The organism is Allobosea sp. BH3 (assembly GCF_025499465.1).
Classification (GTDB): Bacteria; Pseudomonadota; Alphaproteobacteria; order Rhizobiales; family Beijerinckiaceae; genus Allobosea.
The window spans coordinates 291,952-317,691 of record NZ_JAIMCA010000001.1; the positions used below are offsets into that span (position 1 = coordinate 291,952).

A 25,740-nucleotide genomic window follows, 5' to 3' on the forward strand; every position below is an offset into this window, starting at 1 on the left:
GAGGGTTCCGGCCCTTACGCGATCGAAGCAGGCCCCTTCGGTTCTGCGGCCGTCGAGACACCTGCCGACTGCAGGGCATAGGCCGCCCGGAGGCACAGATCCTCGCGCCAGGGCGGGGCGATGAGCTGCACGCCGATCGGCAGGGCCCCGCCGGCGACGGGCGCCAGCGCGACGGGCAGGCCGATGCAGGAGATCGGCTGGGTGAACAGCCCGAGGCTCGGCCGCAGCGGCAGCGTCTCGCCCCTGATCTCCAGCGTCTTCTGCCCGATCAGCGGGGCGGGACAGGGCGTTGCGGGCGCGACGATCAGGTCGACATCCGCGAAGAGCTTCATCATCTCGTCGTGGAACCAGCGCCGCGCGCGCTGGGCCTGGACATACCAACCCGCCGGCAGCATGGCGCCCGCGAGGAAGCGGTCGCGCGTATCGGGGTCGAAATCGTCTGGCCGCTCGCGCAGCCGCTCGAGATGGAAGGCGGAGCTCTCGCTGTTGGTGATGAGGAAGGCAGCGGCGCGCGCGATCGCGGCGCCCGCGATGTCGCACTTGTCTTTCGCGCCGAGCGCCTGCGCGACGGCGGCGACCGCGGCCGTCGCCTCGGGCATGCCCTCCGTCTCGAAATAGCCGCCGGCAACGACGATGCGCAGATCGGCGATCCCGTCCTGCAGCCGCGCCAGCACAGGCTCGACCGGCCGCTGCGCGCAGGCATGGTCCTCTGCATCCGGCCCCTGCATCAGGTCATAGGCCAAAGCGAGATCGGTGACGTTGCGCGCGAAGGGGCCGAGATGATCGAGCGAATCGCAGAAAGGGAAGCTGCGCGTGCGCGGCAGCCGGCCATAGGTGGGCTTGAGCCCGAAGACACCGCAGAGCGAGCCCGGCACGCGGATCGAGCCATTGGTGTCGGAGCCGAGCGAGATCGGAGCCATCCCCGCCGCCGTCGCAGCGCCGGAGCCGGAAGACGAGCCGCCGGCCATGCGCGCGAGGTCGTGCGGATTGCGGCAGGGGCCGTCATGAGCGTTCTCGCCCGTGAAGTCGTAGGCGTATTCGCCCATGTTGAGCCCGCCCAGCAGCACCGCGCCGGCCGCGCCCAGCCGCTCGATCAGGATGGCGTCGCGGGCGGATGGCGGCCGCTCGCGGTTGATCTTAGAGCCGGCTCGCGTCGGCAGCCCGGCAATGTCGAACAGGTTCTTGGCCGCGAAGGGCACGCCGGCCAGCGGCCCAAGCGGCCGGCCGGCGGCGCGCTCCCGGTCGATGTGCTGCGCCTGCTCACGCGCCCAATCGGCGGTGACGTCGGTAAAGGCGTTGATGCTCGGGTTCAACGCAGCGATACGGGCAAGGAAGGCCTCGGTCACCGCCTCCGCGCTCACCTCCCCGCCGATCACCCGGCTCGCCAGCACATGGGCCGGCGCAAAGACGTCGATGCTCACGAGGCGTCGCCCCCGGCACCGCCCGGCCGGAACACCGGCGCGAGATCGAGGGCGGCATCGTCGAGCGGGCAGGTCGCGGCAATCTGCGCCATGCGCTGGGCGATGGCGAGGAACTGCATTACGCCCGGCCTCTGCTCGGCCGTGATCGTCAGGCCGAGCAGAGGCGCCATCGCGTCTAGATGGCGCTGGGGGTCGAAATCGGCGGCTCCACTCATTCGGCCGGCTCCAATTTGGCGTGCGGCTCCGTGGTCATGGTCTTCGTCGCCGGGTCCAGCGCGAGCGTGCGGGCGCAGTAGTAGAGGAAGCCCGCGACCATCGCGTAGGCCAGGCTGATCGAAGGCGTGACGCCGAGCCCCTTGCCGATCCCGATCGCCTCGCCATGCATCAGACCGAAATAGGTGAGGACAGCTCCTGCAGCCGCAAAGGCAGCCGCCTTCGCGAACTCCTTCTCGATGACGAAGACCGCAATCGCGCCGAGCACGAGGCCGGAGAGGATCGCCCCGCCGCCCATCAGCTCGAGCCCGTGATAAAGCACGCCCATATTGGCCATCTTGTCGATGCCGACCGCGGCGGCATTCGTGCCGGCGGCGCCCAGCGCGCCGTCGATCAACACCTTGGCCCAGGCTGCGAGATGCGGCGTGATGGCGAGCACGATCGCCGGGGCATGGCTCGTCGGCGTGGTCTGGAAAGCCTGCGCCCCGATCAGCATGCCGATATAAAGAAGGATCGGCGAGATCGCGACGATGGGCACCAGCGCCAGCAGCAGCGCCACGATGCCGAACCAGCACAACACAATCACCATCAGCCCCGTAGCAGCTGAATAGCCGATCCGCCCGCCCATCGCCTTCCAGCCGGGATGGCCGATATAGACCGCGTTGATGAAGGGGTTGCCCATCAGGCAGCCGATCAGGCTGACGACGCCGTCTGCGGTCAGCACCCGCGTCGTCGGGTAGTGGTCGCCGGCCGCTTCCGCGCTCTCGACATTGTCCATGGCTTCGACGAGATCGTAGATGCCGAACGGGATGGCGGTGACGAGAATGACCCCGAGATAGCTGAAGCCGGAGAAGACGTGGTCTACCGCCGGCAGCGGCAACGAAAAGCCGAAATTGCTGAAGGCCGCGCCGAGCTTGGCGACCGAGAGCCCGCCGACATCCAGCCCGAACAACGTCGAGCCCCAGGCGATGACCATGCCGAAGGCGATGGCGACGAGCCCTGCCGGAATGCCCTTGGGATAGCGCAGCCCGCCGAACCAGCTCACCAGGATGATCGCAAGGCAGGTCAGGCCGATGGCGGGCGTCAGGAAGATCTCCAGCGCCGGGCGCATCGAGATGAAGGCGATGGAGACGCCGGCCAGCGTGCCGAGGAGCGCTGCGCGCGGCGTGATGTGGCGGATATAGGGGGCGATGAAGCCGCCGATCATCAGGATGAAGCTCTGGAAGAACACCCAGACGAGGCCCGCCTCCCAGCCCTTGATCGGATCGCCCGTCGCGCTTGCGATCGGCAGCATGATGACGAAGGTGACGACGAACATGTGCGGCACGCTGATGCCGGAGGGCAGCGCGCAGACGTCGCTGCGTCCGGTCGCCTTCGCCAGCTTGTAGGCGAGCCAGGCATAATAGCCGGTGGAAAGCGCCATCATCAGCCCGAGTGCCGGCAGGATGCGTCCAAACACGATGTCCGATGGCATCTTGAGGACGAACTGGAGCAGGCCGGTCAGAACCAGCAGATTGACCAGGATATTCGTGCCGAAGCCGAACAGGGCGTTCCAGTCCCCCGGCGTCCAGAGCTTCGGTGAGGTCGTCGTCACAGCACCCGTCGCCATATCCCCCTCCTTCGTTGTCAGGCTGCGCGCTCGGCGGCGGAGAGCGCCGCGAGAACTTCGCCCGTCGTGGAAACCCAGCCGAAGATGCCGCCCTGAGCCGCGATCATGCGCAGGCCCACCGCGTGGAACTCCGGAAAGTAGGAAGCGCAGGCATCGCTGAGCACGAGGCAGCGATAGCCCCGGTCATTCGCCTCCCGCACCGTGGTGTGGACGCAGACCTCGGTGGTGACGCCCGCCACCAGCAACGTGTCGATGCCGCGGTTGCGCAGCATCAGGTCGAGATCGGTCTGGTAGAACGCGCCCTTGCCAGGCTTGTCGAGCACCGGCTCGCCATGGATGGGCGCTAGCTCGGCAATGATCTCGTGGCCGGGCTCGCCGCGCACGAGGATGCGCCCCATCGGCCCGCAGGCGCCGATGCGCTTGTCCGGCGGGCCGCGCAGCACCTTGGCCGGCGGCGCATCGGTGAGGTCCGGCCGATGCCCCTCGCGAGTATGGATCACGAGCAGCCCTGCCGCCCGCGCACCTTCCAGCATGGCGCGGCATGGACCCACGGCGCTGCGCAGCCGTGAGACGTCGTTGCCCAGCGCAGCGCCGAAGCCGCCGGGCTCCAGGAAGTCCCGCTGCATGTCGATAATGACGAGCGCCGTGCGCGCGAAATCGATCTCGAACGGAAAAGGCTCGGCTGGAATTGGCGACCGGCTCATGATCCGCACTCCCCTTCGCGGGCGAACGGAACGAGCTTTGCAAAGCATGTGCCTGACAGCCTGCCGGAACGGAAAGCGCTCGGCCCGAAATCGTTAAGATGCGAGTAAGAAACTGAAACAACTCATGAATCAGACAGAAGCGACATCGCGAATTTGGCTGATGGAACGCCTGGTCCGAATGCAAGGGGGCTGCTGGCGGAATTGCTTGCATAATCTTTGTATGCAATCCGCGATCAATTGCCGATCTGGTAGGCAAAATATCGAAGTGCCTTGCTGAGTCGCAGATTCGTCGCCAGCCTGTCCCAAAGCCCAGTTGGAGAACCCCGTGCCGACCCTCGCTAGCATCCTCGCCGACCATCTCTCCGGCCACACGGCGATCACTGAGACGGTGGCAGCCTGCTATGCCCGCCTGCGCGCCCATGGCGACGAGGCGATCTTCATTGCGCTTCGCCCCGAGGCCGAGGTCCTGTCGGAAGCCGAGCGCCTGCAGCGGGAAGGGCCGCAGGGGCGCCGTCTCTGGGGCGTCCCCGTAGCGGTAAAGGACAATATCGATGTCGCCGGCCTGCCGACCACCGCAGCCTGCCCGGCCTTTGCCTATGAACCGGCGGCCGACTCCAGCGTCGTCGCGCGGCTGAAACGCGAAGGCGCGCTCGTCATCGGCAAGACCAATCTCGACCAGTTCGCCACGGGGCTGAACGGCACGCGCTCGCCCTATGGCACGCCGCGCAACGCGATGCGCGCCGATCTCGTGCCGGGCGGTTCCAGCTCCGGCTCGGCGAGCGCGGTGGCGGCCGGCATCGTCCCGGTCGCGCTCGGCACGGACACGGCGGGCTCAGGCCGCGTACCGGCGGGCCTGCAGAACATCGTCGGCCTGAAGCCGAGCCTCGGGCTGATCCCGAATGCCGGCGTGGTGCCCGCCTGCCGCACGCTCGACAGCGTCTCCGTCTTCGCGCTGACGGTCGAGGATGCCTGGGCCGTGCTGGAGGCCGTCGCGGGCCTCGACGCGGCCGACGCGTTTTCGCGCCCCCTCCCCCTCGGCCGCCCGGGCGCCAGCCCGCCGCGCATCCGGCTCGGCGTCCCGCGGCCGGAAGATCGCGACTTCGCCGGCGACAAGGCCGCAGAGGCAAGTTACGAGGCCGCGCTCGAACGCGCGGTGCAGCTCGGCGCCCAGATCATCCCGCTCGACTTCTCGCCCTTCTACGAAATCGCGAAGCTGCTCTATGACGGCCCCTGGGTAGCGGAGCGCTGGCTGGCGATCCGCGATCTCCATGATCGCGATCCCGAGGCGATCCTGCCCGTAATCCGGCAGATCATCGCCGGCAAGCCGCTGCCGGATGCCGCCGCCGCCTTCGCCGCGCGCTATCGGCTGGCGGAGCTGGCGCTGGCGACCAAGGCCGCGATGAAGGCGGTCGACGCGTTGATGGTGCCGACCGCGCCACGCCCCGCGACGCTCTCCGAAATGGCCGCGGACCCCATCGGCGCGAATTCCATGCTCGGCCGCTACACCAATTTCGTGAACCTGCTCGATCTTTGCGCGCTGGCGCTGCCGGCGAGCCTCGCTGCGGACGGCACGGCAGCCGGCATCACCCTGATCGCGCCGGCCGGACAGGATGCGGCGCTTGCCGGTTTCGGCCGCGCGCTCCATGCAGCCGCTGGCCTGCCGCTCGGCGCAACCGGGCTCACCATGCCGGAGGCGCCGGACTGGCCGGCCGCCGCGAAGCCGGGCGAGATCGAGATCGCCGTGGTCGGGGCGCATCTCTCCGGGATGCCTCTCAACGGTGAACTGACGGCACTGGGCGGCAGCTTCGTCCGGGCGACGACGACGACGCCCGACTACAAGCTCTACGCGCTGCCGGGCGGGCCCCCGGCAAGGCCGGGGCTGGTGCGCGTTGCTGCGGATGGCGCAGCCATCGCGCTCGAAGTCTGGTCGCTTCCCGCCGAAGGCTTCGGCCGTTTCGTCTCCGGCATTCCGTCGCCGCTCGGCATCGGCACGCTCGCGCTCGCCGACGGAACGAAGGTCAAGGGCTTTCTCTGCGAGGCAATCGCGACCGAAGGTGCCCGCGATGTTACGGACTTCGGCGGCTGGCGGGCCTTCGTCGCGTCGCAGGCGCCTCAGCGCGCTTCGGCGTAGGAGTGGAAGGCGGCGCGGACGATGTCGATATGGGCGCGCATCGCGTCCGCCGCCGCATGCCGGTCGCCGCGCAGGATCGCCTGGACGATCAGGTCATGCTCCTGCCATGAGCCGCCGAGCCGGCCCGTCGTGCGGAACTGCGCGCGGCGGAAGGGCGCGACGCGACGCCGTGTCATCAGCGTGAGCTCCGCCAGATAACCGTTATGCGTGCCGTCGTAGATCGCGGTGTGGAAGGCCTCGTTGCACTCATGGTAGCGCAGCGGATCGCCCTCCCGGACGAGTCCGCGCAGCTCGTCGTGGATCGCTTCCAGCGCCCGCCGCTCCAGCGCCGTCATGTTGCGAGCGGAAAGCCCCGCGCAGAGCGCCTCCAGCTCCGCCATCGCCTCGAACATGTCGTCGAGCTGCACCGGCGTCGGCAGCGCCACGACCGCGCCGCGATGCGGCCTGACCTGCACGAGCCCGGATGCCGAGAGCTGGCGGATCGCCTCCCGAACCGGTGTGCGCGAGACACCGAAACGCTGAGCGAGCTCCTGCTCGTCCAGAGGCTGTCCGGGCGCGAGCGCACCGGAGACGATCTCATCGGCGAGCTGCAGACGCAGGCTCTCGGTGCGCGTGCGCGACTCCGTCTTGGCCGGCGCCGCGGCCCCGGGAAGCGCCGCCTTGACGACGGTCTGTATTGCACTGCGCGGCATGGCGGTCGGTCGCAAAATCGTGGGCTCGTCACCTGGTCCAGCCGGCGGACCCCGTTCGATCATGAGGCGCCGACAGGCTCGGGGATCAAGCTGACATGGGCAGCGACGACGCGCCAGCCCTCGGGAAATTTCACCCAGCTCTGGCTCTGCCGGCCGACCTTGCCGGGCTGGCTCTCGCGGCGGAACAGCGTGTTCGCTGTGGCGAAGCTGTCGCCATAGCTGGTGATCCAGGTGCGCTCAAGCGCCCGCGTCAGCCCCGCCGGCGAGCGCGCCGAGCGGAAGGCCGCGATCTCGACATAGCCATACAAGTTCTCGCCCGCGCCATAGCGCAGCGTTTCCGGCGCATTGCGGAACAGCCGGTCGAGCGTTTCGACATCGTTCGTGACCAGCGCCTCCTCATATTCGGCGAAGGCAGCCTCGACTTCCGCCAGCACGGCGGGATCGTTGATCTTCATTCTGTCTTCTCCGGCCCCCTCGTCATTCCGGGGCTCGCGCAGCGAGAACCCGGAACCCACGACGGGGTGAGCGATGGCGGCAGGACAGGGTTGGCGCCCCTGCCCGTGGATTCCGGGCTCTTCGCTTCGCGAAGCCCCCGAATGACGGAGGATCACTACAAGGGCGGATGCGGGATCGCATTGAGCAGTTCCTTCGTATACTCCGCTCGCGGCGCGCCGAGCACCTCCTCGGCCGTGCCTTGCTCGACGATTTGACCGGTCTTCATCACGATCACCCGGTCGCAGAGCAGGCGCACGACATTGAGATCATGCGAGACGAAGATGTAGCTCATGCCGAGCCGCTGCTTCAGCTCCTCGAGCAGGTTGAGCACCACCGCCTGCACCGAGACATCGAGCGCCGCGGTCGGCTCGTCCAGGATGACAAGATCGGGGTCGAGCGCGATGGCGCGCGCGATGCCGACACGCGCCTTCTGCCCGCCGGAAAGCTGGTGCGGGAAACGGTCGATCAGCTCGATGGGCAGGCCGACGAGCTGCGCCAGCTCCTCGCAACGCGCCCGAAGCGCATCGCGGCCGCGGATCTTGCCCATGCGCAGGATCGGATCGACGATCGCCCGCTCGGCAGTGAACCGCGGATTGAGGCTGTCGGTTGGGTCCTGGAACACCATCTGGATGCGGCGCCGGAAGGCCGAGGTGGCGAACTGCCTCGCCGGAATCGCGCCGATGTCCTGCCCGTCGAAGACGATGCGCCCGGAGGTCGGATCGAGCAGGCGGTTGACCATCATCGAGGTCGTCGACTTGCCGCAGCCGGATTCGCCGACGAGCCCCAATGTCTCGCCGCGCCGGACCGTGAAGCCTATGCCGTCGACGGCGCGGAAGGCAGGCTTCTCGGGCTCGCCCTTGCCGATCAGTTTAGCAAGGAAAGAGCCGGTGACCGGCCGGGGATATTCCTTGACGAGGTTCTCGACGATAAGCAGCGGGGGCTCGCTGGCGGTCGCGAGCGCCGCGGCGGTCTTGGCAGGCGCCGACCGCTTCGGCTGGTCGTCGGGCAGCAGATCGGTCAGGCTCGATCCCACCCGCGGCGTCGCCTTCATCAGCTTGCGCGTATAGGGGTGCTGCGGGTTGCGGAAGATTTCCTTGGCATCGGCCGTCTCCACGACGCGGCCCTTCTCCATCACCACGACCTTGTCGCAGTAGGCGGCGGCGAGACCGAGATCATGGGTGATCAGGATCGTCGACATGCCGCGTTCGCGCGTAAGCTCCACGATCAGGTCCATCACCGCCTTCTGGGTGGTGACGTCGAGGCCCGTCGTCGGCTCGTCCGCGATCAGCAACTGCGGCTGGCAGGCGAGCGCGAGCGCGATGACGACACGCTGGCACATGCCGCCCGAGAGTTCGAACGGATAGGCGTCATAGCGCTCCTGCGGCCGGGCGATCTTGACCTTCTCCAGCGCCTCGATCGCCTTCTCGCGCGCCGTCGCCCGCGTCGCCTGGACATGCTGGAGCAGCACGTCCTCGATCTGCTTGCCCACCTTGCGGATCGGGTTCAGCGCGGCGCGCGGGTTCTGGAAGATCATCGAGATCTCGCGTCCGCGCAGATCCCGCATCTGCGCTTCGGAGGCGGCGACGAGATCGACGCCGGAGAACGAGATCGAACCCTCCGCGACCTTGCCCGCGCGATCGAGGATGCGGACCACGGCATAGGAGGTCACGGACTTGCCGGAGCCGGATTCGCCGACGATAGCGACTGTCTGGCCCTTGCCGACGCTGACGTCGATCGCCTTGACCGCCTGCACCGTGCCGCGGCGCGTGGCGAATTCAACGGTGAGGTTGCGGATGTCGAGAAGCGGGGGGCTGCTCATCCTCAGTTCCTCCGCTGCGGGTCGACGAGGTCGCGCACGCCATCGCCGAGCAGGTTGAAGCAGAACACCGCCGTCATCAGCGCGAGCCCCGGAAAGAATGCGACCCACCATTCGCCGGAAACAATGAAGCTCGCCCCCTCCGCGACCATGATGCCCCACTCCGGCGTCGGCGGGCGGACACCTAGGCCGATGAAGGAGAGCCCCGCCGCGTTGAGGATGGCGTAGCCCATCGTCAGCGACATCTGCACGGCCATGATCGGCATGATGTTCGGGACGATCTGCGTCAGCAGCAGCCGCCACTCCGAATTGCCCGAGAGCCGCGCCGCCTGCACGAAGCCGGCATCGCGGCGCACATTCGCCTCGGCGCGGGCGACGCGGGCGTAGAGCGGGAAATTGATGATCGCTGTGGCGATGACGATGTTGGTCACCGTGTTGCCGAGCGCGGCCACGATGCCCATCGCCAGCACGAAGAGCGGGAAGGCCATGATCGTATCGGCGATGCGTCCGACCACCGTATCGACCCAGCCGCCGAAGAATCCGGCCATGACCCCGGCGAGCCCGCCGAGCAAGAAGACGAGGGCGACCGATGCGACCGCAATCGAGAAATCGAGCCGCGTCGCCACGATGACGCGGCTGAAGATGTCGCGGCCGAGCTGGTCGGTGCCGAACCAGTGCGCCGCACTCGGGCCATGCAGCGCCACGCTCGTATTCGAGGCCAGCGGATCATAGGGCACGATCCAGGGTCCGAAGACGGCCGCCAGCAGGATCAGCGCGAACAGCGCGAAGGCGAAGCCGGTGACCGGGTTCTCCGCGACGATGTGGCGGGCATGGGCGATGAGCGAGGTCGAGGGCGGCGCCTCAAAACGCAGGGGCTGCGCACCATCGGCAGCAACGGGTGGCTGGCTCATGTCGTTCATCGGCATCAGCCCTCCAGCCTGACGCGCGGATCGATCACGCCGTAGAGGATGTCGATCATCAGGTTCAGCGCGACGTAAAGGATCGCCATGGTCAGGACGAAGCCCTGGATCGGCGCATAGTCCGAGGCGAGCAGGGCTTCGACCGCATAGGAGCCGACGCCCGGCCAGGCGAAGACCTTCTCGACCAGCACATTGGCGCCGAGCAGGAACGAGAAGACCATGCCGAGCGTGGTCACCACCGGCAGCATCGCGTTCCGGAAGGCATAGGTTCCGATGACCTTGCCGCCGGAGAGGCCGCTGGCCCGCGCGGTACGGACGAAATCGGCGCCGAGTACCGCCAGCATCGAGGCGCGCGTCATGCGCGTGATCGGTGCGAGCGAGAAGATCGCCAGCGTCAGCGCCGGCAGCAGGATCTGGGTGAACGCCGCGCGGAAAGTGTCGAGGTCTCGTGCGATCAGCGAATCGATCAACACGAAGCCGGTGACGCGCGGCGGCTCCGAGAAGAACACATCGATCCGCCCGAGCGGCGCCGGCGCCCATCCGAGGATGAAATAGAAGACATAGACCAGCAGCAGCCCGGTGAAGAACACCGGCAGCGAGACGCCCGCCGTCGCCACGATGCGGCAGAGATGGTCGATCCAGGAGCCTTGCTTGACCGCCGCCAGCACCCCGAGCGGCAGCGCGATCGCCATCGAGAGCAACAGCCCGAAAAGAGTCAGTTCGCCCGAGGCCGGCAGGCGCTGCGCGAGATCAGCCGTGACGGGCTGGCCCGTGGTGAGCGACGTGCCGAGATCGCCCTTCACCAGCGCCATGACATAGGAGACGAACTGCACCGGCAGCGGCTGGTCGAGACCGAGCTCGCTGCGGATCTGCGCGATGGCCTCGTTCGAGGCCGCCGGCCCCGCGAAGTAAGCCGCCGTATCGCCCGGCAGCACGCGCGTCAGCAGGAAAGTGACGATGATGACCCCAATCACCGACGGGATCGTCGTCTTAAGCCGGGCGGCGATCATGCGAAGCATGGCGGGTTTCCCTTGGAGCTCGACGCCGTCATTCTCGGGCAAAGCGGAGCGCAGACCCTGGAATCTCTGTCAGGAGACGCTCGGGTCGAGCCCGAGCATGATGGGCGGGCGCCGGAGCGCCCGCCCGCAAAGGCGATTACGCCTTGGTCAGGTAGCGGAAGTCCGGCTCGCGGCAGGGCTGGAACTGGTAGCCGCCGATGCTCTTCTGCAGCGCGACGTCATGCGTCGGCTGGTTGATCGGCACCATCGGCACCTCGGCATTCACCAGCTTGATGAAGTCGACGACATTGGCGTCGTAGGAGGCCTTGTCCGGCGCGAAGCGGGCGGCGTCGACGAGCTTGTCCAGCGCCGGGTTCTGGTAGGCGGCGATGTTGAAGATCGAATTGTTGCCGTGCATCGTCCAGAACAGGTAGTAATCGGGATAGTCGAGCCAGCCCGCGAAGCGGTTGAGCACCATCGGGTTGGTCTTCTTGGCGATCTCGGTGCGGAAATTGGCGCCAGGAACCTTGTTGATCTCGACCGTGATCCCGATCGTCGCCAGCGCTTCCTTCATCAGCACGGCCATCGGCTCGGCGACGGTCGCGTTGCCTGCGTCGAAGTAGAGCGTCGTCGAGAACGGGCCACCGGCCGCATCGACCAGTGCCTTCGCCTTGGCGACATCGGAGCTGTAGGGGAAGGGCTGCGGCCAGGCGACCTTCGGCGTCGTGCCGCCGTCCATCGAGACGCCGCGGCCGAACAGCGCCGCCTGCTTGATCTTCTCATAGGGCATCACCCAGGCCACGGCCTGGCGCAGGCGCACATCCTTGAACGGGCCGACCTGCGTGTTGAGATAGCAGCCCCAGACGCCGTTCGGGATCGGCACGCCGACGACGTTGATCTTGCCGCCGTCGAGCAGGTCCTTGAAGTCCTTCGGCGGCAGCCCGTAGGACACGTCGGCATCCCCGCGCTCGATCAGGGCGCGGCGGGTCGAGGGCGAGGCGATGTCGCGCGCGATGATGCGGCGCAGCTGCGGCAGCTTTCCGCAGGCCCAGGCATCGTTGCGGACATAGATCGTCTCGACGCCGGGCTTCCAGCTCTCGACCTTGTAGGCGCCCGAGCCGGCGATGTTGTTCTTGAGATACTCCTTGGCGTGCGGATCACCACCGGAATTCGCGATCGCCAGCTCGGAATCGAACACGAAGGGGATGGTCACGGCCAGGTTCGGCAACGTCATCTTGTCCTTGCGGACGAAGTCGACGCGGAAGGTCTTGTCGTCGACGACGACGAACTGCTCGGGCTTCTCCAGCGAGCCGGCATTCATCTGCGTCGTGGCGAAGCCGCCGATCGTGCAGGCGCGGTCGAGAGACCACTTCACGTCCTTCGCCGTGACCGGGCGGCCCGAATGGAACTTGGCGTCGCGCAGCTTGAAGGTGCAGCTCATGCCGTCGGAGGCGACCTGCCAGCTTTCCGCCAGCTCGCCCTCGAGCTCGCCCATCGCGATCGTGTTGCCGCCGCCGCCCGGGATCGGCACCGGCTTGAAGCGCAGCAGCCGGTCATAGCAGTTCAGCGCGACACCGTTCACCGGCTGCGAGGAGCCGATGCCCTGCATGTCCAGGCTGTTGGGGCCGTATTCCTGCACCAGCAGCAGCGTCTCGTTGCGGGTGGGAGCCTGCGCGCCGGCGCGGCCGGTCATCAGGAACGGGGCGGCGAGCCCTCCGGCAATGGCGGTGCGACGCGTGATGGCCATGATGCTCTCCCGAGATTGCCGGCACCGATCGACGGGCCGGACGCTAACATTCGGAAGGCTCAATGCAGGGACCGTGCCGACCCGCAGCTCACCGGGCGGACGTCGGATGTCGGCGCTTTTAGATCATTTTTGGCCGGCGCTACGCCCGGGTTGGGCAAAAGGCGCACATCGACATTGCATACAACATCGCAAAATATGATTAAATTATAGGCAAGATTAATCTCATGGCAGTTTGAGAGGAGGCGTACTTTCCCGTCACTCCGACAGCCGGCTGCCCCTGATCGACAACGGCACCGAAAAAACCGAAACTCCTATCGACCGCCGCGTAAAGGCCTGACCGCCCGTGAGCTTCGGATGCTGAAACTCTGCCTCGCCTCGGCTCTCCTGCCCCTGCTGTCGAGCTTCGCCGCGGCAACCGAGCTGACCGGCCGCTACGGCTTCCTAGGCGAATGGGAAATCGAGGCTTCGCTGACCGAACGACCGGCCGAGGGCCGGGGCCGCGAATTCGCAGGCGACCTGACGATGCGGCACACGGCGGTCTGCGGGCCGGGCGAGAAGCCGGTCAAGGCCGGGAACATCACGCTCGCGGTCAGGCGGGATCGCTATTCCGCGAAGCTGCGGTTGGAAGATGCCGAATGCCGGTTCGACGGCACGCTCTCCGACGAGAAGGTCGTCTTCATCAAATGCGGAGGGGAGCAGTCGATCCCCATCCGCCTCTGGTGGAAGGACGGCGCGAAGTAAGCGCCGCCTTGAGGACGCTTACGAAGCCGGGCAGGCAGCGCCTGTATCGGCCCAGGCCTGCATCAGCGCGCCGAACTCGGCCGCCGTGCCCGGCGCAGGCTGGCGCCCCTTGCCCGGTTTCCAGCCCCAGAGCACCAGCGTGTCGGTCGTGACATGCTTCACCAGCGCGGCGAGGTCGCGGCTGCCGTTGCGGTTCTGGTCCTTGAGCTGCTCGCAGATCTGGGCGACCGTCTTGCCCTCCCAGGCCATCGAGGCCGGCGCGAGCGCCCAGTGCCCGTCACCCGGAATGCCGGCGGGATCGTAGTTCTGCTTGCCATGGCAGGTCGTGCAATGGAGGCCCGGCGCGCCGTGCCCGTCCTTGCCGCGCACCACCAGCGGCTCGTGCGGCTTGCGGATGTCGCCCTGGCGCGGCCGGTCCGACACCGGATGGCAGTTCATGCAGCGCGGATGCGTCAGCACCTTGCCCATCTCGTTGAACAGCGCGACCGAGCGGTCGCGCTGGTTGGCGATGTTGGAGAAGCTCGCGGCGGGACGCAGAGTCGCCCCGCCCGGCTGGGCCTGGTTTGCGCTCTGAGCCAGCGTCAGCGCCGTGCCGGCAAGGCAGAGCGCGAGGCCTGCAGCGGCGGAGAGAAGGAGGGGCCGCATCAGACGGTCCCTCCCTTGACCGGCAGCTGCCGCGGGCGGCCATGGCCGAGCGCGGCGAGCGCATTGGCGACTGCGGGCCCGATCGGCGGCACGCCCGGCTCACCCACGCCGGTCGGCGAGGCGGTGGAGGCAATGATCTTCACCTCCACCTCCGGCATCTCGTGGATGCGCAGCGAGCGGTATTCGTGGAAATTGGTCTGGACCGGCCGGCCCTGGTCGAGCGTGATCTCGCCATAGAGCGCATGCCCCAGCCCGAAGCCGATGCCGCCTTCCATCTGCGCCCTGATGATGTCCGGGTTGACCGCGACGCCGCAATCGACCGCGCACCAGACCTTGTGGACCTTGGGCTCGCCATCGGGGCCCATCGAGACCTCGGCGATCTGCGCCACGAAGGACGAGAAGCTCTCGACCACCGCCACGCCACGCGCCCGCCCGTCGACCGGGCCGGCGCCCTTCCAGTTCGCCATCTCGCCGACCGCACGCAACACGGCGGCGGCCCGCGCATGCTTGTCGCCCATCATGGCGAGCCGCCCCTGCAGCGGGTCCTGCCCCGCCGCCTGCAGCAATTCGTCGATGAAGCACTCGACGGCATAGCCGGTATGGGTGTGCCCGACCGAGCGCCACCACAAGGTCGGCACGCCGACCTTGGGATTGTGGACCTCGCAGCGGAAGTCCGGCACCTCGTAGAAGATCTCGTTCGCACCCTCGACCGAGGTGGCGTCGATGCCGTTCTTCACCACCATCGCCTCGAAGGGCGTGCCGAGGAAGAAGGACTGGCCGACGATGTGGTTGGCCCACGCGACGATCTTGCCGTCCTTCACCGCGCCGCGCAGGCGATGGACGAAGAGTGGCCGATAGTAACCGCCGGCCAGATCGTCCTCGCGGGTCCAGACTACCTTGACCGGCCGGTTCGGGCCGATGGCCTTGGCAACCATCGCAAGTTCCGCCGCCAGATGCTGGCTGACCTGCGCGCGCCGCCCGAAGCTGCCGCCGGCCATCATCGTCTCCAGCGAGACCTTCTCCGGCGGCAGGCCGAGGATGGTGGCGATGGTCTGGTGCTCCGTGGTCTGGAACTGGCTGCCGAAGCGGGCGAGCGCCTGCTGCCCGTCCCATTCCAGATAGCCGTCGAGCGGCTCCATCGGCGCATGCGCCAGATAGGGGAAGACGAACTCTGCCTCGATCACCTTGTCAGCCTTGGCGAGCACGGCTTCCGCATCGCCGTGGGTGCCGGCCACGGTGCCCGGCTGGCGGGCGAGCTTGCGATACTCGGCGATCAGCTCGGCGCTGCCGCGCTTTTCGGCCGCGCTCTCGTCCCAGGTCACCTTCAGCACCTCGCGCCCCTTGAGCGCCGGCCACATGCCATTGGCATAGACCGCGACGCCGGTGCCGATCTGCTTGACGTCGACCACGCCCTTGATCTTGAGGGTCTCGGCCGCGTCGAAGCTCGCGACCTTACCGCCGAACCGCGGCGGACGCGCCACGACGACCGTCAGCATGTTCGGCGCGTGTATATCGATCGTGAACTGCGCCTTGCCGCGTGACTTGTCAGCGCTGTCGAGGCGCGTCACCGCACCTTCCTTGCCGATCAGCTTGTAGGCCGAGGCCGGCTTCAGCGGCGGATTTTCCGGCACTGGCTGCTTCGCGGCCGCCTCTGCGAATTCGCCGAACGAGCCCTTCTTGCCGGAGCTGTGACCAATGACGCCGTCGGAGACGGTGATCTCGCTTGCCGGCACTTTCCAGGCGCTGGCCGCAGCCTGCACCAGCATGACGCGCGCCGCCGCACCGGCCTTGCGCATCTGCTCCCAGCTATTGGCGATGGCGGTCGAGCCGCCTGTGCCCTGCACGCCGAAGGCGAGGTTGGCGTAGAGCTTGACGTCGGCCGGTGAATGCTCCGCCCGCATCTGGCTCCAGGCGGCATCCATCTCTTCGGCCGCGAGCGTCGCCAGCCCGGTGAAGGGCCCCTGCCCGAACTCGATATGCTTGACCAGTACGGTCACGGTGGAGTCGGGCGCCACGCGGATGAAGGCGTTCGGCGCGAAGGTCGCGTTGCCGCCGGGCCGGTAGGCCGCGCCGGCGCCGGACTGCGCCTTGGCGGCACGCGGCAGGTGGAAGCCGATGACGAGGGCGCCTGCGCCGGCCAGCAGGGAGCGGCGCGAAAGCTTCGGATCATGCACGGTCATGGTCAGATCTCCAGCGCGCGGGCCGCGTCATGGATCGCGGCGCGGATGCGGACGTAAGTGGCGCAGCGGCAGATGTTGCCGTTCATCGCGAGATCGATGTCGCGGTCGGTCGGCTTCCGGTTTTCCTTCAGCAGAGCGATGGCGCTCATCACCTGACCGGACTGGCAATAGCCGCATTGCGGCACGTCGCGCGCGATCCAGGCTGCCTGCACGGCCTCCGCCTCCTTGCCCGCGAGGCCCTCGATCGTGGTGATGTCGCTGCCGTCCACCGCCGAGACGGGCGTGACACAGGAGCGCACGGGCTGCCCGTCTACATAGACGGTGCAGGCCCCGCACTGCGCGACGCCGCAACCGAACTTGGTGCCGGTGAGGCCGAGATTGTCGCGGATCGCCCAGAGCAGAGGCGTATCGTCGTCGACATCGACGTTTTGCGAGGTTCCGTTGACTTTGAGAGAGACCATGGCCGCCTCCGATGCTGGCATGACGCAGCGCGGCACAATGGTGCGGATCGAGGCTTAACCTCGCAGGCCCGATCTGACATACCAGATGGCGGGCGATGGATCCGTAGCCCTGGGTCGCGCGACTGGACTAGTTAGACGATTTGAGTCTAACTAGGATGGTCGCGCGCAGTTTGGATTTTGTCAAGACTGCTGAAGCCGCAATGCAGGACGAACGCGAAAGTTCCGGTCCCGATTCTGTCGACGAGGCCAATGCCCGCGTCGACCAGATCGCTGATTCAGCGCTGCGCCTCTTCGCCCGCTACGGCTACAAGCGCAGCTCGATGGACGACATCGCTAAGGAGGCTGGGCTCGCCAAGGCGACCCTCTATCTCCACTTCAAGGGCAAGGACGATGTCTTCCGTGCGATGCTGCGCCTGCTCGCCCGCCGCGTCGAAGCACGTTGCCGTGAGGTCGTCGCGGCGAAGGGGACTTTCGCGGATCGGCTCGGCGCGCTGCTCCTGGCCCATCATGGCCAGGCCTATGCCAGCTTCGGCACGGGCGAGCATCTCGTCGAACTGAAGGCGGTAATGAACACCGTCGCCGCGGATGAATTGCAGGTCTTCGAGAGGATTTTCTTCGACTTCGCGCATGAGCTGCTGAAACAGGCCGAGGCCAGTGGCGAGGCCGCTCCCTCACGCATGCCCATCGGCGCGAAGGACTGGATCGCCGGCATGATGTTCGCGTCGGCCGGCGCCAAGCTCGGCACCCCGCCGACGAGCGAGGAATATGCGCGCCGGCTCAAGGCCATCGCCTCGGTCTTTGCCGCCGCCGTAACGCCTTAGCGGCGCCCGGCGATTCAGCCGGCGGCTCTTGCCCTGCTGCGTGCCGATTACACGGAAGGCACCAGGACCCGCCGATCCGCCGGCCTGCCGATGGCGGCAAGGGCAGCAGTCACGACGAGGCCTGGCTCCATTCGGCTGGGCAGCCGCGTCCAATCGCTCGGGTCGCCCTGCCGCGCCAACTGGCTTCTGACGATATCCGGCGTGGCATCCGATGGGTCGCCCCGGCGCGCGGAGACACGCTCCACCAGCACCTGCTCCGGGGCCTCTAGCCAGAGCCCCCGGAACGGCACCCCGGCAGCCAGCGCCACGGCCTCGATCCGTTCGCGCTCGGAACGGCGGTCGAACACGGCGTCGGCAATGGCGGCATGCCCCTGCGCCAGCGCATTCCCGGCGATCACCGCCATCTCGGCATAGGTCCGGCCCGAGACCTCGTCGCTGTAGCCCTCTTGCGGCAACCGGGTCTCGGGAGAGACGCCGCAGAGCCGCTTGCGGATGCGGTCGCTCGCGGCGATACGCGCCCCCGGTGCGGGGCCGAGAGCCGGCGCTATGGCCGCCGCGACCGTCGACTTCCCGGAGCCGGAATAGCCGCCGACCGCGACGAGCATCGGCCGCCGGGCCGCCAGAAGATCATGCGCGAGCCTGAGATAGGCCTGCGCCTCCGCGACACGCTCGAGCTCCGGCCGCCCGCTATCCGCCGCCGTGACATGGGCGCGCACGACCGCACGGATCGCCATGAAGAACGGCAGCAGACGTAAGCCCGCCTCATCGCCGGTCGCGTCGAGGTAGCGGTTGAACAGAATGTTCGCGAGGGCGGCAAGCCCGCGACGCCAGAGGTCCATCAGCACGAAGGCGAGATCGTAGAGGATGTCCGTCGTCGCGAGATCTTCGTCGAACTCAAGGCAGTCGAAGAGCAGCGGCTTTCCGTCGATCCGGCAGATGTTGCGCAGGTGCAGGTCGCCATGGCCGCGCCGGACCTTCCCGTCGCGGGCGCGCCGGTCCAGCAGCTCGGCATGCCGGGCAAGTGTCGCCCGGCACACCGCATTGATATGCTCGACATCCTCCACAGGCAGGAGGTCCGCGGCGGCAAAGGCACGCTCGTTGACGTCGAGAACGCGCTCGACGCGCCCCGCACCATGCGCGTCCGTCGAGACGGCTGCGACGCCGTGCAGCTCGGCCAGCGCCGCGGCGAGCCCGGCCATGTCGGCCGGCGTCAGGCGCTGCAGCTGCGCCTGCTTGTCGAACAGTTGCTCGTCGTCGAAGCGTTGCATCTCCAGCGCCGCATCGACGAGTTCACCCTCGCCATTGAGGGCTAGGCTGCCGTTGTGTCCACGCGTGATGCGATGGACCGCTCGATAGATCTGCGGTGCCGTCCGGCGGTTGAGCTTCAGTTCGCGCTCGCACATCGCCAGCCGCAGCTCCGGCGTCGAGAGATCGATATAGGGCAGCCTGACCGCGCGCTTGAGCTTGAGCGCACGCGCGCCCAGCAGGAGAACGGTGGAGATATGCGTCGAGACGATCTTCGCCGTCTCTCGCTCGGCGCCAAAGGCCTGCGGCGAGCCAAGAAAGCAGATGGTCTCGTTCTGATCGCTGGCCTGCATGAAGGCTCGCTCCCATCTCTGCCTCTACTCATCGGCATAACGCGGATGATGTCCTTGATTTCCATCAAGGCGCCCTGATCCAGGCAGAATCTCGACTTTGCCGGCCGCCAATCGACCTGTGCAGCGCAGCATGCGGCGCGATGGACGCTCAAACCGCCGAAGCGTAGCAGCGCGCATGGTGCCGCGCTCGAGAGATGGCTTTGCCGATGCGGCAAGGACCATGTGCCGCGCGCGTGTCGGCCCGCCGCTGCATCTTTCGGTTCTCCGGAAGAACCTCGAAAAATTCGCTCACTGCGATGTCTTCGTCGAAGGATTGAAAAAGGCCGGCGTGCCCGAATAACGAGCGACGCCGGCCTCCCCCCAGCACGGCTTCTAGCGGTATCAGCGGGCTTTCGAGACGTTCCAGTAGACCGGGAGGCCGGGCGAAAGCAGCCCGTTGAGGCTCGTCTGCTGGCCACGCACGAGCCAGAACTGCCCGACGGGAACATAAGGCACCGTCTCGACCGCACGCTCCTGGATCTTCCGCGCGATCGCCTTGCGGCCCTCCAGATCGGGCGTCATCGTGAACTCGGCGCGCAGCTTCTCGATCGTCTCGTCGCAGGGCCAGCCGAACCACGCGTTTTCGCAGTTCGAGCGCAGCCCGAGATGGCCGACCGGCTCGGTCATGTCCGGCGCTGCCGGCCCCGACGCGAAGGTCGACCAGCCACCCTGCTCAACCGGGTTCTTGCTGGTGCGCCGGCTCGACAGCGTGCCCCAGTCCATCGCCTGGTAATCGACATTGAGGCCGGCGTCGCGCAGCAGCTGCGAAACGACGAGGGTCTGCGGGCTGAGCGCCGTCTCGGTGGCGTCGAGCACGACGATCTTCTCACCCTTGTAGCCGCTCTCCGCGATCAGCTTCTTGGCTGCCGCCACATCCGGCTTCGGCCAGGACGCGTCGGTGAAATAGGGCGAGTCGCACATGTAGAAGGACGGGCAGACGGTGTAGAGCGTCTTGTCGTCGACATAGGCGCGCACCGCCTGTTCCTGATCGACGAGCTTCAGGATCGCCTGGCGCAGCTTCACGTTGTTGAAGGGCGGCTGCGACTGGTTCATCCGGAAGACGCCCTGCAGCGCGGAGAGCTTCGAGACCTTGATCTTCGCATTGCCCTTCACCAGCGAGATCATGTCCGGCGGCATCTCCTCGAAGATGTCGATCTCGCCGGCCTGCAGCGCGTTCAGCGCCGTCTGCGCGTCGGGCATGATCAGCCATTCGACACGGTCGACATTCGCGACCTTGGCGCCCGCGAGACCGTCCGGCGCTTCCTTGCGCGGCTGATAGGTCGGCGCCTTGGCGTAGACGATCTTCGAGCCCGGCGACCATTGCTCCCTGACCAGCATGAAGGGGCCGGAGCCGGTCGCATCAGTGATGTTCTGGTTCGAGGGCGTGGCGGCGATGCGCGCCGGCATGATGACCGGCAGCATCGAGCTCGGTTTGCCGAGCGCATCGAGCACGAGGCCCCAGCGATCCTTGAGCACGAGCGTGATCGTCTTGGGGTCGGTCGCCGTCAGCGAGGCGGTATGGGCCGTGAGCTGCTGGCCGAGGCCGTCGCGCTCGCCCCAGCGCTTCAGCGACGCGACCACGTCCGCGCTCGTCACCGGCGTGTTGTCATGGAACTTCAGCCCATCACGGAGCACGAAGGTCCAGGTCAGCCCGTCCGGCGAGGTGGTGTAGCTCTCCACCATCTGCGGCTTGATCAGGCCCTTGGCGTCCTGCGCGAAGAGCGTGTCGTAGACCATGTAGGCGTGGTTGCGGACCATGTAGTCCGAAGTCGTCATCGGATCGAGCGTGCGCAAATCGCCGAAGGGGCGCACCTTCAGCACGGTCTGCGCGGCGGCAGGCAGTGCTGCCAGCGACAGCGCAAGACCGGCGGCCAGAGCCATTCGTCTCGTCAGTTTTCTCATTCTTCCCTCCCTGTGACTGTCTCGCGATTCTTGTTCTTGTTGCCGGTTTCAGACACGCAGCTTGCGGGCGAGCCGGGGATCGATGGCGTCGCGCAGTGCGTCGCCTAGAACATTGACGGTCAGCACCAGCATCGCCAGCGCCACGCCAGGAAAGGCGATCATCCAGGGCGCGCGCTGCATGAAGGGCCGCGCCTCGGCCAGCATGTTGCCCCAGCTCGGGATCGTCGGCGGCGTGCCTGCGCCGAGGAAGGACAGGATCGATTCCACGATCATCGCCGAGGCGAAGACATAGGTCGCCTGCACGATCACGGGCGCAGCCGCATTGGGCAGGATGTGGCGCAGCAGCATCCGCGCCAGCCCCGTGCCGTTGGTGATCGCCGCCTCGACATAGGTCTGCTCGCGCAGCACCAGCACGGAGGAGCGCACGACGCGGGCCATGCGTGGGATTTCGGCGATGCTGATCGCGATCACCACGTTCTGGACGCTCGACCCGAACAGCGACATCAGCGCGATGGCGAGCAGGATGCCGGGGATCGCCATCAGCCCATCCATGATCCGCATCACCGTGCCGTCGAGCCAGCGCACATAACCGGCGACGAGGCCGATCAGCAGGCCGAACGAAACGCTCAGCACCGTGACGAGCGCGCCGATCGTCAGCGAGATGCGGGTGCCGTTCAGCGTGCGCGACAGGGTGGAGCGGCCGAGCTGATCGGTGCCGAACCAGTGCTCGCTGCCTGGCGGCCGCAGGCGCTGGATCGGGTTCACCCGCACCGGGTCCGGCAGGATGAAAGGCGCGATCAATGCGACGAAAGTGAAGGCCGCCAGAACCGCAAGGCCGATGAGGATCGTCGGGTTGGCCCGCAGGAAACCGCGCAGGATCTCGAAGAGGCCAGGCGTCTTCCGCGCGACGGAGCCGGTCACGGTCATCGTCACGGCGCCCTCAATAGCGGATGCGCGGATCGAACAGCACGTAGCTGAGATCGACCAGCAGGTTGACGGTGACGTAGACGAGCGAGAAGACGAGGATGAGCCCCTGCACCACGGGATAGTCCCGCCGCAGGATGGCGTCCGTCGTCAGCCGGCCGAGGCCCGGGATGTTGAACACCGTCTCGGTCACCACCACGCCGCCGAGCAGCGCGGCGATGCCGACGCCGACGACGGTGACGACCGGAATCGCGCAGTTCTTCAGCGCATGGCGCAGCACGACGCGCCCGGGCTTCATGCCCTTGGCGTGGGCGGTGCGGACATAGTCCTCCGACAGCACCTCCAGCAGGCTCGCCCGCGTGACCCGCGCCAGCAGCGCCGCGTAGAGCATGGCGAGCGCGAGCCCCGGAAGAATAAGGCTGTTCAGGCAGGGCAGCAGCCCCTGCGAGAGCGGCACATAGCCCTGCGTCGGGAACCAGCCGAGCGACAGCGCGAAGACATAGACCAGCAGGAAAGCGACGACGAAGACCGGGGACGAGAAGCCGACCATGGCGAAGGCCATCACGGCCCGGTCCGTCCGGCTGCCGGCCTTGAGCGCGCTGAGCGTTCCGAGCGGCAGCGCGATGGCGAGCGCCATCAGGATCGCGACCAGCGCCAGCATCGCCGTCGGCTCGATGCGCATGCCGATCAGCCGCGTCACCTCCATGTCGGAGAAGACCGAACGGCCGAGATCGCCCTGCGCGAGCTGCCCCGCCCAGGCCAGCAGTTGCTGCGCCAGCGGCCTGTCGAAGCCGAGCTGGGTACGGATTGCCGCGATCTGCTGCGTCGTGGCCTGGTCGCCCGCGATCAGGATCGCCGGATCGCCAGGCGTCAGCCGCAGCAGGAAAAATACGAAGAGGCCGACGAAGGCCAGCACCGGAACGGTCGCGGCCAGCCGGCGCAGCACATAGGAGATCATGGCAGCGCGCGGGCGCCCGCGGCGAAAAGATGCACGCCCATCATCTGGTTTCCCCACTCGTTTTTGTAACGTTTCAATCAGGCTCTCACAGACCGATTGAAGTGGCAAGCGGCTTTATTCGCGACACTGAGGCTTGCGGAATGCGATCCGATCCGCAAAGCTTAGAAAAAATTTGAACCGTTTCACCGAGGGATGGATGGCGACGATTCGGGACGTGGCGCGCTTGGCCGATGTATCCGTGGCGACAGTTTCGAACGTGCTCAACAGTGCCGATCGTGTCAGCCCGGAGCTTGCGGCGCGGGTTCGCGCCGCGATGGAGAAGCTGAGCTTCACGCCCCATGCCGGGGCGCGCTCGCTGCGCAAGCGCTCGAGCGGATTGATCGGCCTCGTCGTCGGCGACATCACCAACCCCTTCTTCTCCGATCTGTTCGAGGCCGTGGAGGATGCCGCCGCGGCCTGCGGCTATCTGGTGCTGCTGTGCAATTCGAACGAGCGCAGCGAACGCGAGGAAGCGCATCTGCGCATGCTGCGCACGCAGCGCATCGACGGGCTGATCCTCGCCCCGACCGGCGCCGTCTCGATGAACCGCGCCTCGCTGCTGGCGCAGCTCGAAGTACCGGTCGTGCTGGTCGACCGCGCCATGGAAGGGCTCGGTTACGATGCGGTCGTCCTCGACAACCGGCGGGCAGGCTTCGAGGCGACGCAGCAGCTGATCGCCTGCGGCCACCGCCGGATCGGCCTCGTCAACGGACCGGACGTGCTGCGCACCGCGGCCGAGCGTCTCGCCGGCTACCGCGAGGCGCTGCTGGCCGCGGGGCTGTCCTTCGATCCGGCGCTCGTCCGCGATGCCGGCTTCCGCCAGCAGCCGGCCGAGCAGGCGATGGCAGAGCTTCTGGCACTGCCGGAGCCGCCGACTGCAATCTTCGCCACCAACAACCTGATGACGATCGGCGTCGCGAAGGCTGTGGCCGATCGAGGGCTCGCCTGTCCGCAGGACATCTCGCTGATCGGCATCGACGACCTCCCTTGGGCCGCGGCGGTCTCGCCCCAGCTCAGCGCCATCGCCCAGCCTGTCCGCGCCATGGGCGAGGCCGCGCTCGCACTCCTGATCCGCCGGCTTGCCGGCACCCTGAGCGGCCCCGGAACGACCATCGTCATGGAGCCACGCCTCGTCATTCGCCGCTCCTGCGGCGCACCTGCCCAAGAACTGTCTGCCGCCGGAAAGCCCGCCCATGTCGACTGAATTGACGAAGCTCGGCGCGCTCGCCGTGCGCGATCTCCTCATCTCCGGGGAGGTCAGCTCGGCCGAACTGGTCGAGGCCGCCGCAGCCCGCCTCGCCGTTGTCGAGCCTGAGCTCAATGCCGTGCCGACGCTCTGTCTCGACCGGGCGCGGGAACAGGCCCGCACGGCCGATGCGGCGCGCCGGGCGGGGCGCACGAGCCTGCTTGGCGGGCTCCCCATCGTCGTCAAGGACAACAACGACGTCGAAGGCGTGCGCAACACCGGCGGCACCGCGATCTTCCGCGACCGCATTTCGACCGAGTCGGACCGCACCGTGGCGCTGATGGAAGCCAACGGCGCGATCACGCTCGGCAAGTCGAACCTGTCCGAGCTCGGCGGCGCGCAGACCACCAACAGCGTCCATGGCGCGACGCGCAACCCTTACGACCGGCGTCTGACCTGCGGCGGCTCATCGGGCGGCGCTGCAGTCGCGCTCGCGACCGGCGAGGCCTGGCTCGCCCATGGCAACGATTATGGCGGCAGCCTGCGCATCCCGGCGGCGTTCTGCAATGTGACGGGCCTACGGCCGACGCCGGGCCGCGTGCCACGCAAGCGGCTCTCCGACCCCTTCGACACCATCGCCGTCGAGGGGCCGATGGCACGCGACGTCGCCGACCTGGCCCTCTTCTTCGACGCGATGACCGGCTACGACCCCGGCGACATCCTGACCGCGCCGACCGGCGAACCGCCCTTCCTCGAAGCCGCGCTGGCGCCCCTCAAGCCTGCGAAGGTCGCCATCTCGGCCGCTCTCGGCCTCCTGCCGGTCGAGGCGCCGATCCGGCTCGCTCTCGAGGACCTCTCCGCCATGCTGGGCAGGGCGGGCGTCGCGGTGGCGCACGGATCGCCGGACGTCACCGGCGCGATGGACGCCTTCCGCGTGCTGCGGGGCGAAGGATTCTACGCGAATTTCGAGCCGCTCTTCGACACGCATCGCGAGCTGTTCCCGGCTCCTGTCCTGGCCGACCTGCTGCGTGGCCGCGACCAGCCGGGCCACGCCATCGTCACGGCCAATCGCCAGCGCAGCGAACTCTACCGCCGGGCGGTCGATTTCCTCGATCAGCACGACTTCCTGATCTGCCCGGCGACGCAGGCGATGCCGTTTGCCGTGGAGACGCTGTTCCCGACATCCCTCGCGGGTCAGCCGATGCAGGATTATGTCGACTGGATCTCGATCACGGCGATCTGGTCACTGACGGGCCTGCCCGCCATCGCCATCCCCATTGGCTTCTCCCGCGACGGCCTGCCGATCGGCGTCCAGATCCTGTCCCATGCCCGGCGCGAGGCTGATCTCTTCCGGCTGGCCGCCTGGATCGAGCGGGAGCTGGCACTGCCGAAGACACCGATCGACCCACGATGATGTTATGCCTCGCCGGGATGTCGGGTTCGATCACCTCTGGACCGATGGGCTGGAGCGGTTAAGTTTCGCTGATCGGGACCAAAGGG

Annotated in this window: 23 protein-coding genes; 6 read left to right on the plus strand and 17 right to left on the minus strand. The window is 67.5% G+C overall.

Translation table 11 applies throughout. The features are described from left to right. Window positions 1-14: 14 nt before the first annotated feature. From BoBH3_RS01390 to BoBH3_RS01405, 4 genes are read right to left on the minus strand one after another with little or no spacing between them, the layout of a single operon-like run. The gene (locus tag BoBH3_RS01390) at window positions 15-1,421 is read right to left on the minus strand and encodes an AtzE family amidohydrolase (protein WP_262328963.1); all 1,407 of its coding nucleotides are present in this window, start codon (window positions 1,419-1,421) and stop codon (window positions 15-17) included. After that, a complete protein-coding gene (locus BoBH3_RS01395; RefSeq protein ID WP_262328964.1) occupies window positions 1,418-1,636 on the minus strand; it encodes a DUF4089 domain-containing protein in 219 nt (72 codons plus the stop codon). The genes BoBH3_RS01390 and BoBH3_RS01395 overlap by 4 nt, the downstream gene beginning before the upstream one ends. Then, on the minus strand, window positions 1,633-3,243 hold the full coding sequence (locus tag BoBH3_RS01400; RefSeq protein WP_262328965.1) for a regulator: 1,611 nt from the start codon (window positions 3,241-3,243) through the stop codon (window positions 1,633-1,635). The genes BoBH3_RS01395 and BoBH3_RS01400 overlap by 4 nt, the downstream gene beginning before the upstream one ends. Window positions 3,244-3,260: 17 nt before the next feature. After that, window positions 3,261-3,947: a cysteine hydrolase family protein gene (locus BoBH3_RS01405; RefSeq protein ID WP_262328966.1), complete on the minus strand. Its 687-nt coding sequence runs from the start codon at window positions 3,945-3,947 to the stop codon at window positions 3,261-3,263. A 325-nt stretch (window positions 3,948-4,272) separates the two neighbouring features. Between BoBH3_RS01405 and atzF the strand changes: the two genes are divergently transcribed. Further along, entirely contained in the window at window positions 4,273-6,078 is a 1,806-nt protein-coding gene (gene atzF, locus BoBH3_RS01410) for an allophanate hydrolase (RefSeq protein WP_262328967.1), read from the plus strand. On the opposite strand, the gene BoBH3_RS01415 is transcribed toward atzF, so the two are convergent. The 6 genes from BoBH3_RS01415 to BoBH3_RS01440 form a co-directional block, all read right to left on the minus strand. Then, window positions 6,060-6,770, minus strand: coding sequence for a GntR family transcriptional regulator (locus tag BoBH3_RS01415; protein WP_262328968.1), 711 nt, complete (start codon window positions 6,768-6,770; stop codon window positions 6,060-6,062). The genes atzF and BoBH3_RS01415 overlap by 19 nt on opposite strands. 59 nt (window positions 6,771-6,829) lie before the next feature. Next, window positions 6,830-7,225, minus strand: coding sequence for an oxalurate catabolism protein HpxZ (gene hpxZ / locus BoBH3_RS01420; protein WP_262328969.1), 396 nt, complete (start codon window positions 7,223-7,225; stop codon window positions 6,830-6,832). A 155-nt stretch (window positions 7,226-7,380) separates the two neighbouring features. Further along, window positions 7,381-9,084, minus strand: coding sequence for a dipeptide ABC transporter ATP-binding protein (locus BoBH3_RS01425; RefSeq protein WP_262328970.1), 1,704 nt, complete (start codon window positions 9,082-9,084; stop codon window positions 7,381-7,383). Window positions 9,085-9,086: 2 nt separating this feature from the next. Beyond that, the gene (locus BoBH3_RS01430) at window positions 9,087-9,992 is read right to left on the minus strand and encodes an ABC transporter permease (protein WP_262329648.1); all 906 of its coding nucleotides are present in this window, start codon (window positions 9,990-9,992) and stop codon (window positions 9,087-9,089) included. 14 nt (window positions 9,993-10,006) lie between these two features. Beyond that, on the minus strand, window positions 10,007-11,020 hold the full coding sequence (locus tag BoBH3_RS01435; protein ID WP_262328971.1) for an ABC transporter permease: 1,014 nt from the start codon (window positions 11,018-11,020) through the stop codon (window positions 10,007-10,009). A 136-nt stretch (window positions 11,021-11,156) separates the two neighbouring features. Next, window positions 11,157-12,746 (minus strand): ABC transporter substrate-binding protein, encoded by a 1,590-nt coding sequence (locus BoBH3_RS01440; RefSeq protein WP_262328972.1) that lies wholly within the window; start codon window positions 12,744-12,746, stop codon window positions 11,157-11,159. Window positions 12,747-13,100: 354 nt separating this feature from the next. Between BoBH3_RS01440 and BoBH3_RS01445 the strand changes: the two genes are divergently transcribed. After that, on the plus strand, window positions 13,101-13,487 hold the full coding sequence (locus tag BoBH3_RS01445; RefSeq protein ID WP_262328973.1) for a hypothetical protein: 387 nt from the start codon (window positions 13,101-13,103) through the stop codon (window positions 13,485-13,487). Between the two features lie 18 nt (window positions 13,488-13,505). Here the strand turns inward: BoBH3_RS01445 and BoBH3_RS01450 are convergent, their stop codons facing one another. The 3 genes from BoBH3_RS01450 to BoBH3_RS01460 are packed head-to-tail and all read right to left on the minus strand — an operon-like array spanning window position 13,506 to window position 16,773. After that, entirely contained in the window at window positions 13,506-14,132 is a 627-nt protein-coding gene (locus tag BoBH3_RS01450; RefSeq protein WP_262328974.1) for an Isoquinoline 1-oxidoreductase subunit, read from the minus strand. Continuing rightward, window positions 14,132-16,312 carry a xanthine dehydrogenase family protein molybdopterin-binding subunit gene (locus tag BoBH3_RS01455; RefSeq protein ID WP_262328975.1) on the minus strand — a complete coding sequence of 727 codons (2,181 nt, stop codon included), beginning with the start codon at window positions 16,310-16,312 and terminating at the stop codon, window positions 14,132-14,134. The genes BoBH3_RS01450 and BoBH3_RS01455 overlap by 1 nt, the downstream gene beginning before the upstream one ends. Before the next feature lie 2 nt (window positions 16,313-16,314). Continuing rightward, on the minus strand, window positions 16,315-16,773 hold the full coding sequence (locus BoBH3_RS01460; protein ID WP_262328976.1) for a (2Fe-2S)-binding protein: 459 nt from the start codon (window positions 16,771-16,773) through the stop codon (window positions 16,315-16,317). Between the two features lie 200 nt (window positions 16,774-16,973). On the opposite strand from BoBH3_RS01460, the gene BoBH3_RS01465 reads away from it, so the two are divergent. Next, the gene (locus BoBH3_RS01465; protein WP_262328977.1) at window positions 16,974-17,594 is read left to right on the plus strand and encodes a TetR/AcrR family transcriptional regulator; all 621 of its coding nucleotides are present in this window, start codon (window positions 16,974-16,976) and stop codon (window positions 17,592-17,594) included. A 47-nt stretch (window positions 17,595-17,641) separates the two neighbouring features. Here the strand turns inward: BoBH3_RS01465 and BoBH3_RS01470 are convergent, their stop codons facing one another. Continuing rightward, window positions 17,642-19,192: a bifunctional aminoglycoside phosphotransferase/ATP-binding protein gene (locus BoBH3_RS01470; protein WP_262328978.1), complete on the minus strand. Its 1,551-nt coding sequence runs from the start codon at window positions 19,190-19,192 to the stop codon at window positions 17,642-17,644. Window positions 19,193-19,367: 175 nt separating this feature from the next. Between BoBH3_RS01470 and BoBH3_RS01475 the strand changes: the two genes are divergently transcribed. Beyond that, on the plus strand, window positions 19,368-19,532 hold the full coding sequence (locus tag BoBH3_RS01475; protein WP_262328979.1) for a hypothetical protein: 165 nt from the start codon (window positions 19,368-19,370) through the stop codon (window positions 19,530-19,532). A gap of 41 nt (window positions 19,533-19,573) precedes the next feature. Here the strand turns inward: BoBH3_RS01475 and BoBH3_RS01480 are convergent, their stop codons facing one another. The 3 genes from BoBH3_RS01480 to BoBH3_RS01490 form a co-directional block, all read right to left on the minus strand. Further along, complete coding sequence (locus BoBH3_RS01480) at window positions 19,574-21,112, minus strand: ABC transporter substrate-binding protein (RefSeq protein WP_262328980.1); 1,539 nt, start codon at window positions 21,110-21,112, stop codon at window positions 19,574-19,576. A 69-nt stretch (window positions 21,113-21,181) separates the two neighbouring features. Then, window positions 21,182-22,060, minus strand: a complete 879-nt coding sequence (locus BoBH3_RS01485; protein ID WP_262329649.1) for an ABC transporter permease — start codon at window positions 22,058-22,060, stop codon at window positions 21,182-21,184. Window positions 22,061-22,073: 13 nt separating this feature from the next. Continuing rightward, window positions 22,074-23,015: an ABC transporter permease gene (locus tag BoBH3_RS01490; RefSeq protein WP_262328981.1), complete on the minus strand. Its 942-nt coding sequence runs from the start codon at window positions 23,013-23,015 to the stop codon at window positions 22,074-22,076. 196 nt (window positions 23,016-23,211) lie between these two features. Here BoBH3_RS01490 and BoBH3_RS01495 point away from each other — a divergent pair, with 196 nt between their 5' ends. Both BoBH3_RS01495 and BoBH3_RS01500 read left to right on the plus strand, forming a co-directional pair. Beyond that, window positions 23,212-24,258, plus strand: a complete 1,047-nt coding sequence (locus tag BoBH3_RS01495) for a LacI family DNA-binding transcriptional regulator (RefSeq protein ID WP_262328982.1) — start codon at window positions 23,212-23,214, stop codon at window positions 24,256-24,258. Next, the gene (locus BoBH3_RS01500; protein WP_262328983.1) at window positions 24,248-25,654 is read left to right on the plus strand and encodes an amidase; all 1,407 of its coding nucleotides are present in this window, start codon (window positions 24,248-24,250) and stop codon (window positions 25,652-25,654) included. Before BoBH3_RS01495 ends, BoBH3_RS01500 begins: the two co-directional genes overlap by 11 nt. Window positions 25,655-25,740: the final 86 nt, after the last annotated feature.

Coding starts and splice junctions, on each gene's coding strand:
- BoBH3_RS01495 (WP_262328982.1), top strand. CDS start 23,212: ATGGCGACGATTCGGGACGTGGCGCGCTTGGCCGATGTATCCGTGGCG.
- hpxZ (WP_262328969.1), bottom strand. CDS start 7,225: ATGAAGATCAACGATCCCGCCGTGCTGGCGGAAGTCGAGGCTGCCTTC.
- BoBH3_RS01445 (WP_262328973.1), top strand. CDS start 13,101: ATGCTGAAACTCTGCCTCGCCTCGGCTCTCCTGCCCCTGCTGTCGAGC.
- BoBH3_RS01395 (WP_262328964.1), bottom strand. CDS start 1,636: ATGAGTGGAGCCGCCGATTTCGACCCCCAGCGCCATCTAGACGCGATG.
- BoBH3_RS01400 (WP_262328965.1), bottom strand. CDS start 3,243: ATGGCGACGGGTGCTGTGACGACGACCTCACCGAAGCTCTGGACGCCG.
- BoBH3_RS01430 (WP_262329648.1), bottom strand. CDS start 9,992: ATGAGCCAGCCACCCGTTGCTGCCGATGGTGCGCAGCCCCTGCGTTTT.
- BoBH3_RS01405 (WP_262328966.1), bottom strand. CDS start 3,947: ATGAGCCGGTCGCCAATTCCAGCCGAGCCTTTTCCGTTCGAGATCGAT.
- BoBH3_RS01480 (WP_262328980.1), bottom strand. CDS start 21,112: ATGGCTCTGGCCGCCGGTCTTGCGCTGTCGCTGGCAGCACTGCCTGCC.
- BoBH3_RS01500 (WP_262328983.1), top strand. CDS start 24,248: ATGTCGACTGAATTGACGAAGCTCGGCGCGCTCGCCGTGCGCGATCTC.
- BoBH3_RS01460 (WP_262328976.1), bottom strand. CDS start 16,773: ATGGTCTCTCTCAAAGTCAACGGAACCTCGCAAAACGTCGATGTCGAC.
- BoBH3_RS01490 (WP_262328981.1), bottom strand. CDS start 23,015: ATGATCTCCTATGTGCTGCGCCGGCTGGCCGCGACCGTTCCGGTGCTG.
- BoBH3_RS01475 (WP_262328979.1), top strand. CDS start 19,368: ATGGTGCCGCGCTCGAGAGATGGCTTTGCCGATGCGGCAAGGACCATG.
- BoBH3_RS01425 (WP_262328970.1), bottom strand. CDS start 9,084: ATGAGCAGCCCCCCGCTTCTCGACATCCGCAACCTCACCGTTGAATTC.
- BoBH3_RS01485 (WP_262329649.1), bottom strand. CDS start 22,060: ATGACCGTGACCGGCTCCGTCGCGCGGAAGACGCCTGGCCTCTTCGAG.
- BoBH3_RS01450 (WP_262328974.1), bottom strand. CDS start 14,132: ATGCGGCCCCTCCTTCTCTCCGCCGCTGCAGGCCTCGCGCTCTGCCTT.
- BoBH3_RS01435 (WP_262328971.1), bottom strand. CDS start 11,020: ATGCTTCGCATGATCGCCGCCCGGCTTAAGACGACGATCCCGTCGGTG.
- BoBH3_RS01440 (WP_262328972.1), bottom strand. CDS start 12,746: ATGGCCATCACGCGTCGCACCGCCATTGCCGGAGGGCTCGCCGCCCCG.
- BoBH3_RS01470 (WP_262328978.1), bottom strand. CDS start 19,192: ATGCAGGCCAGCGATCAGAACGAGACCATCTGCTTTCTTGGCTCGCCG.
- BoBH3_RS01465 (WP_262328977.1), top strand. CDS start 16,974: ATGCAGGACGAACGCGAAAGTTCCGGTCCCGATTCTGTCGACGAGGCC.
- BoBH3_RS01415 (WP_262328968.1), bottom strand. CDS start 6,770: ATGCCGCGCAGTGCAATACAGACCGTCGTCAAGGCGGCGCTTCCCGGG.
- BoBH3_RS01455 (WP_262328975.1), bottom strand. CDS start 16,312: ATGACCGTGCATGATCCGAAGCTTTCGCGCCGCTCCCTGCTGGCCGGC.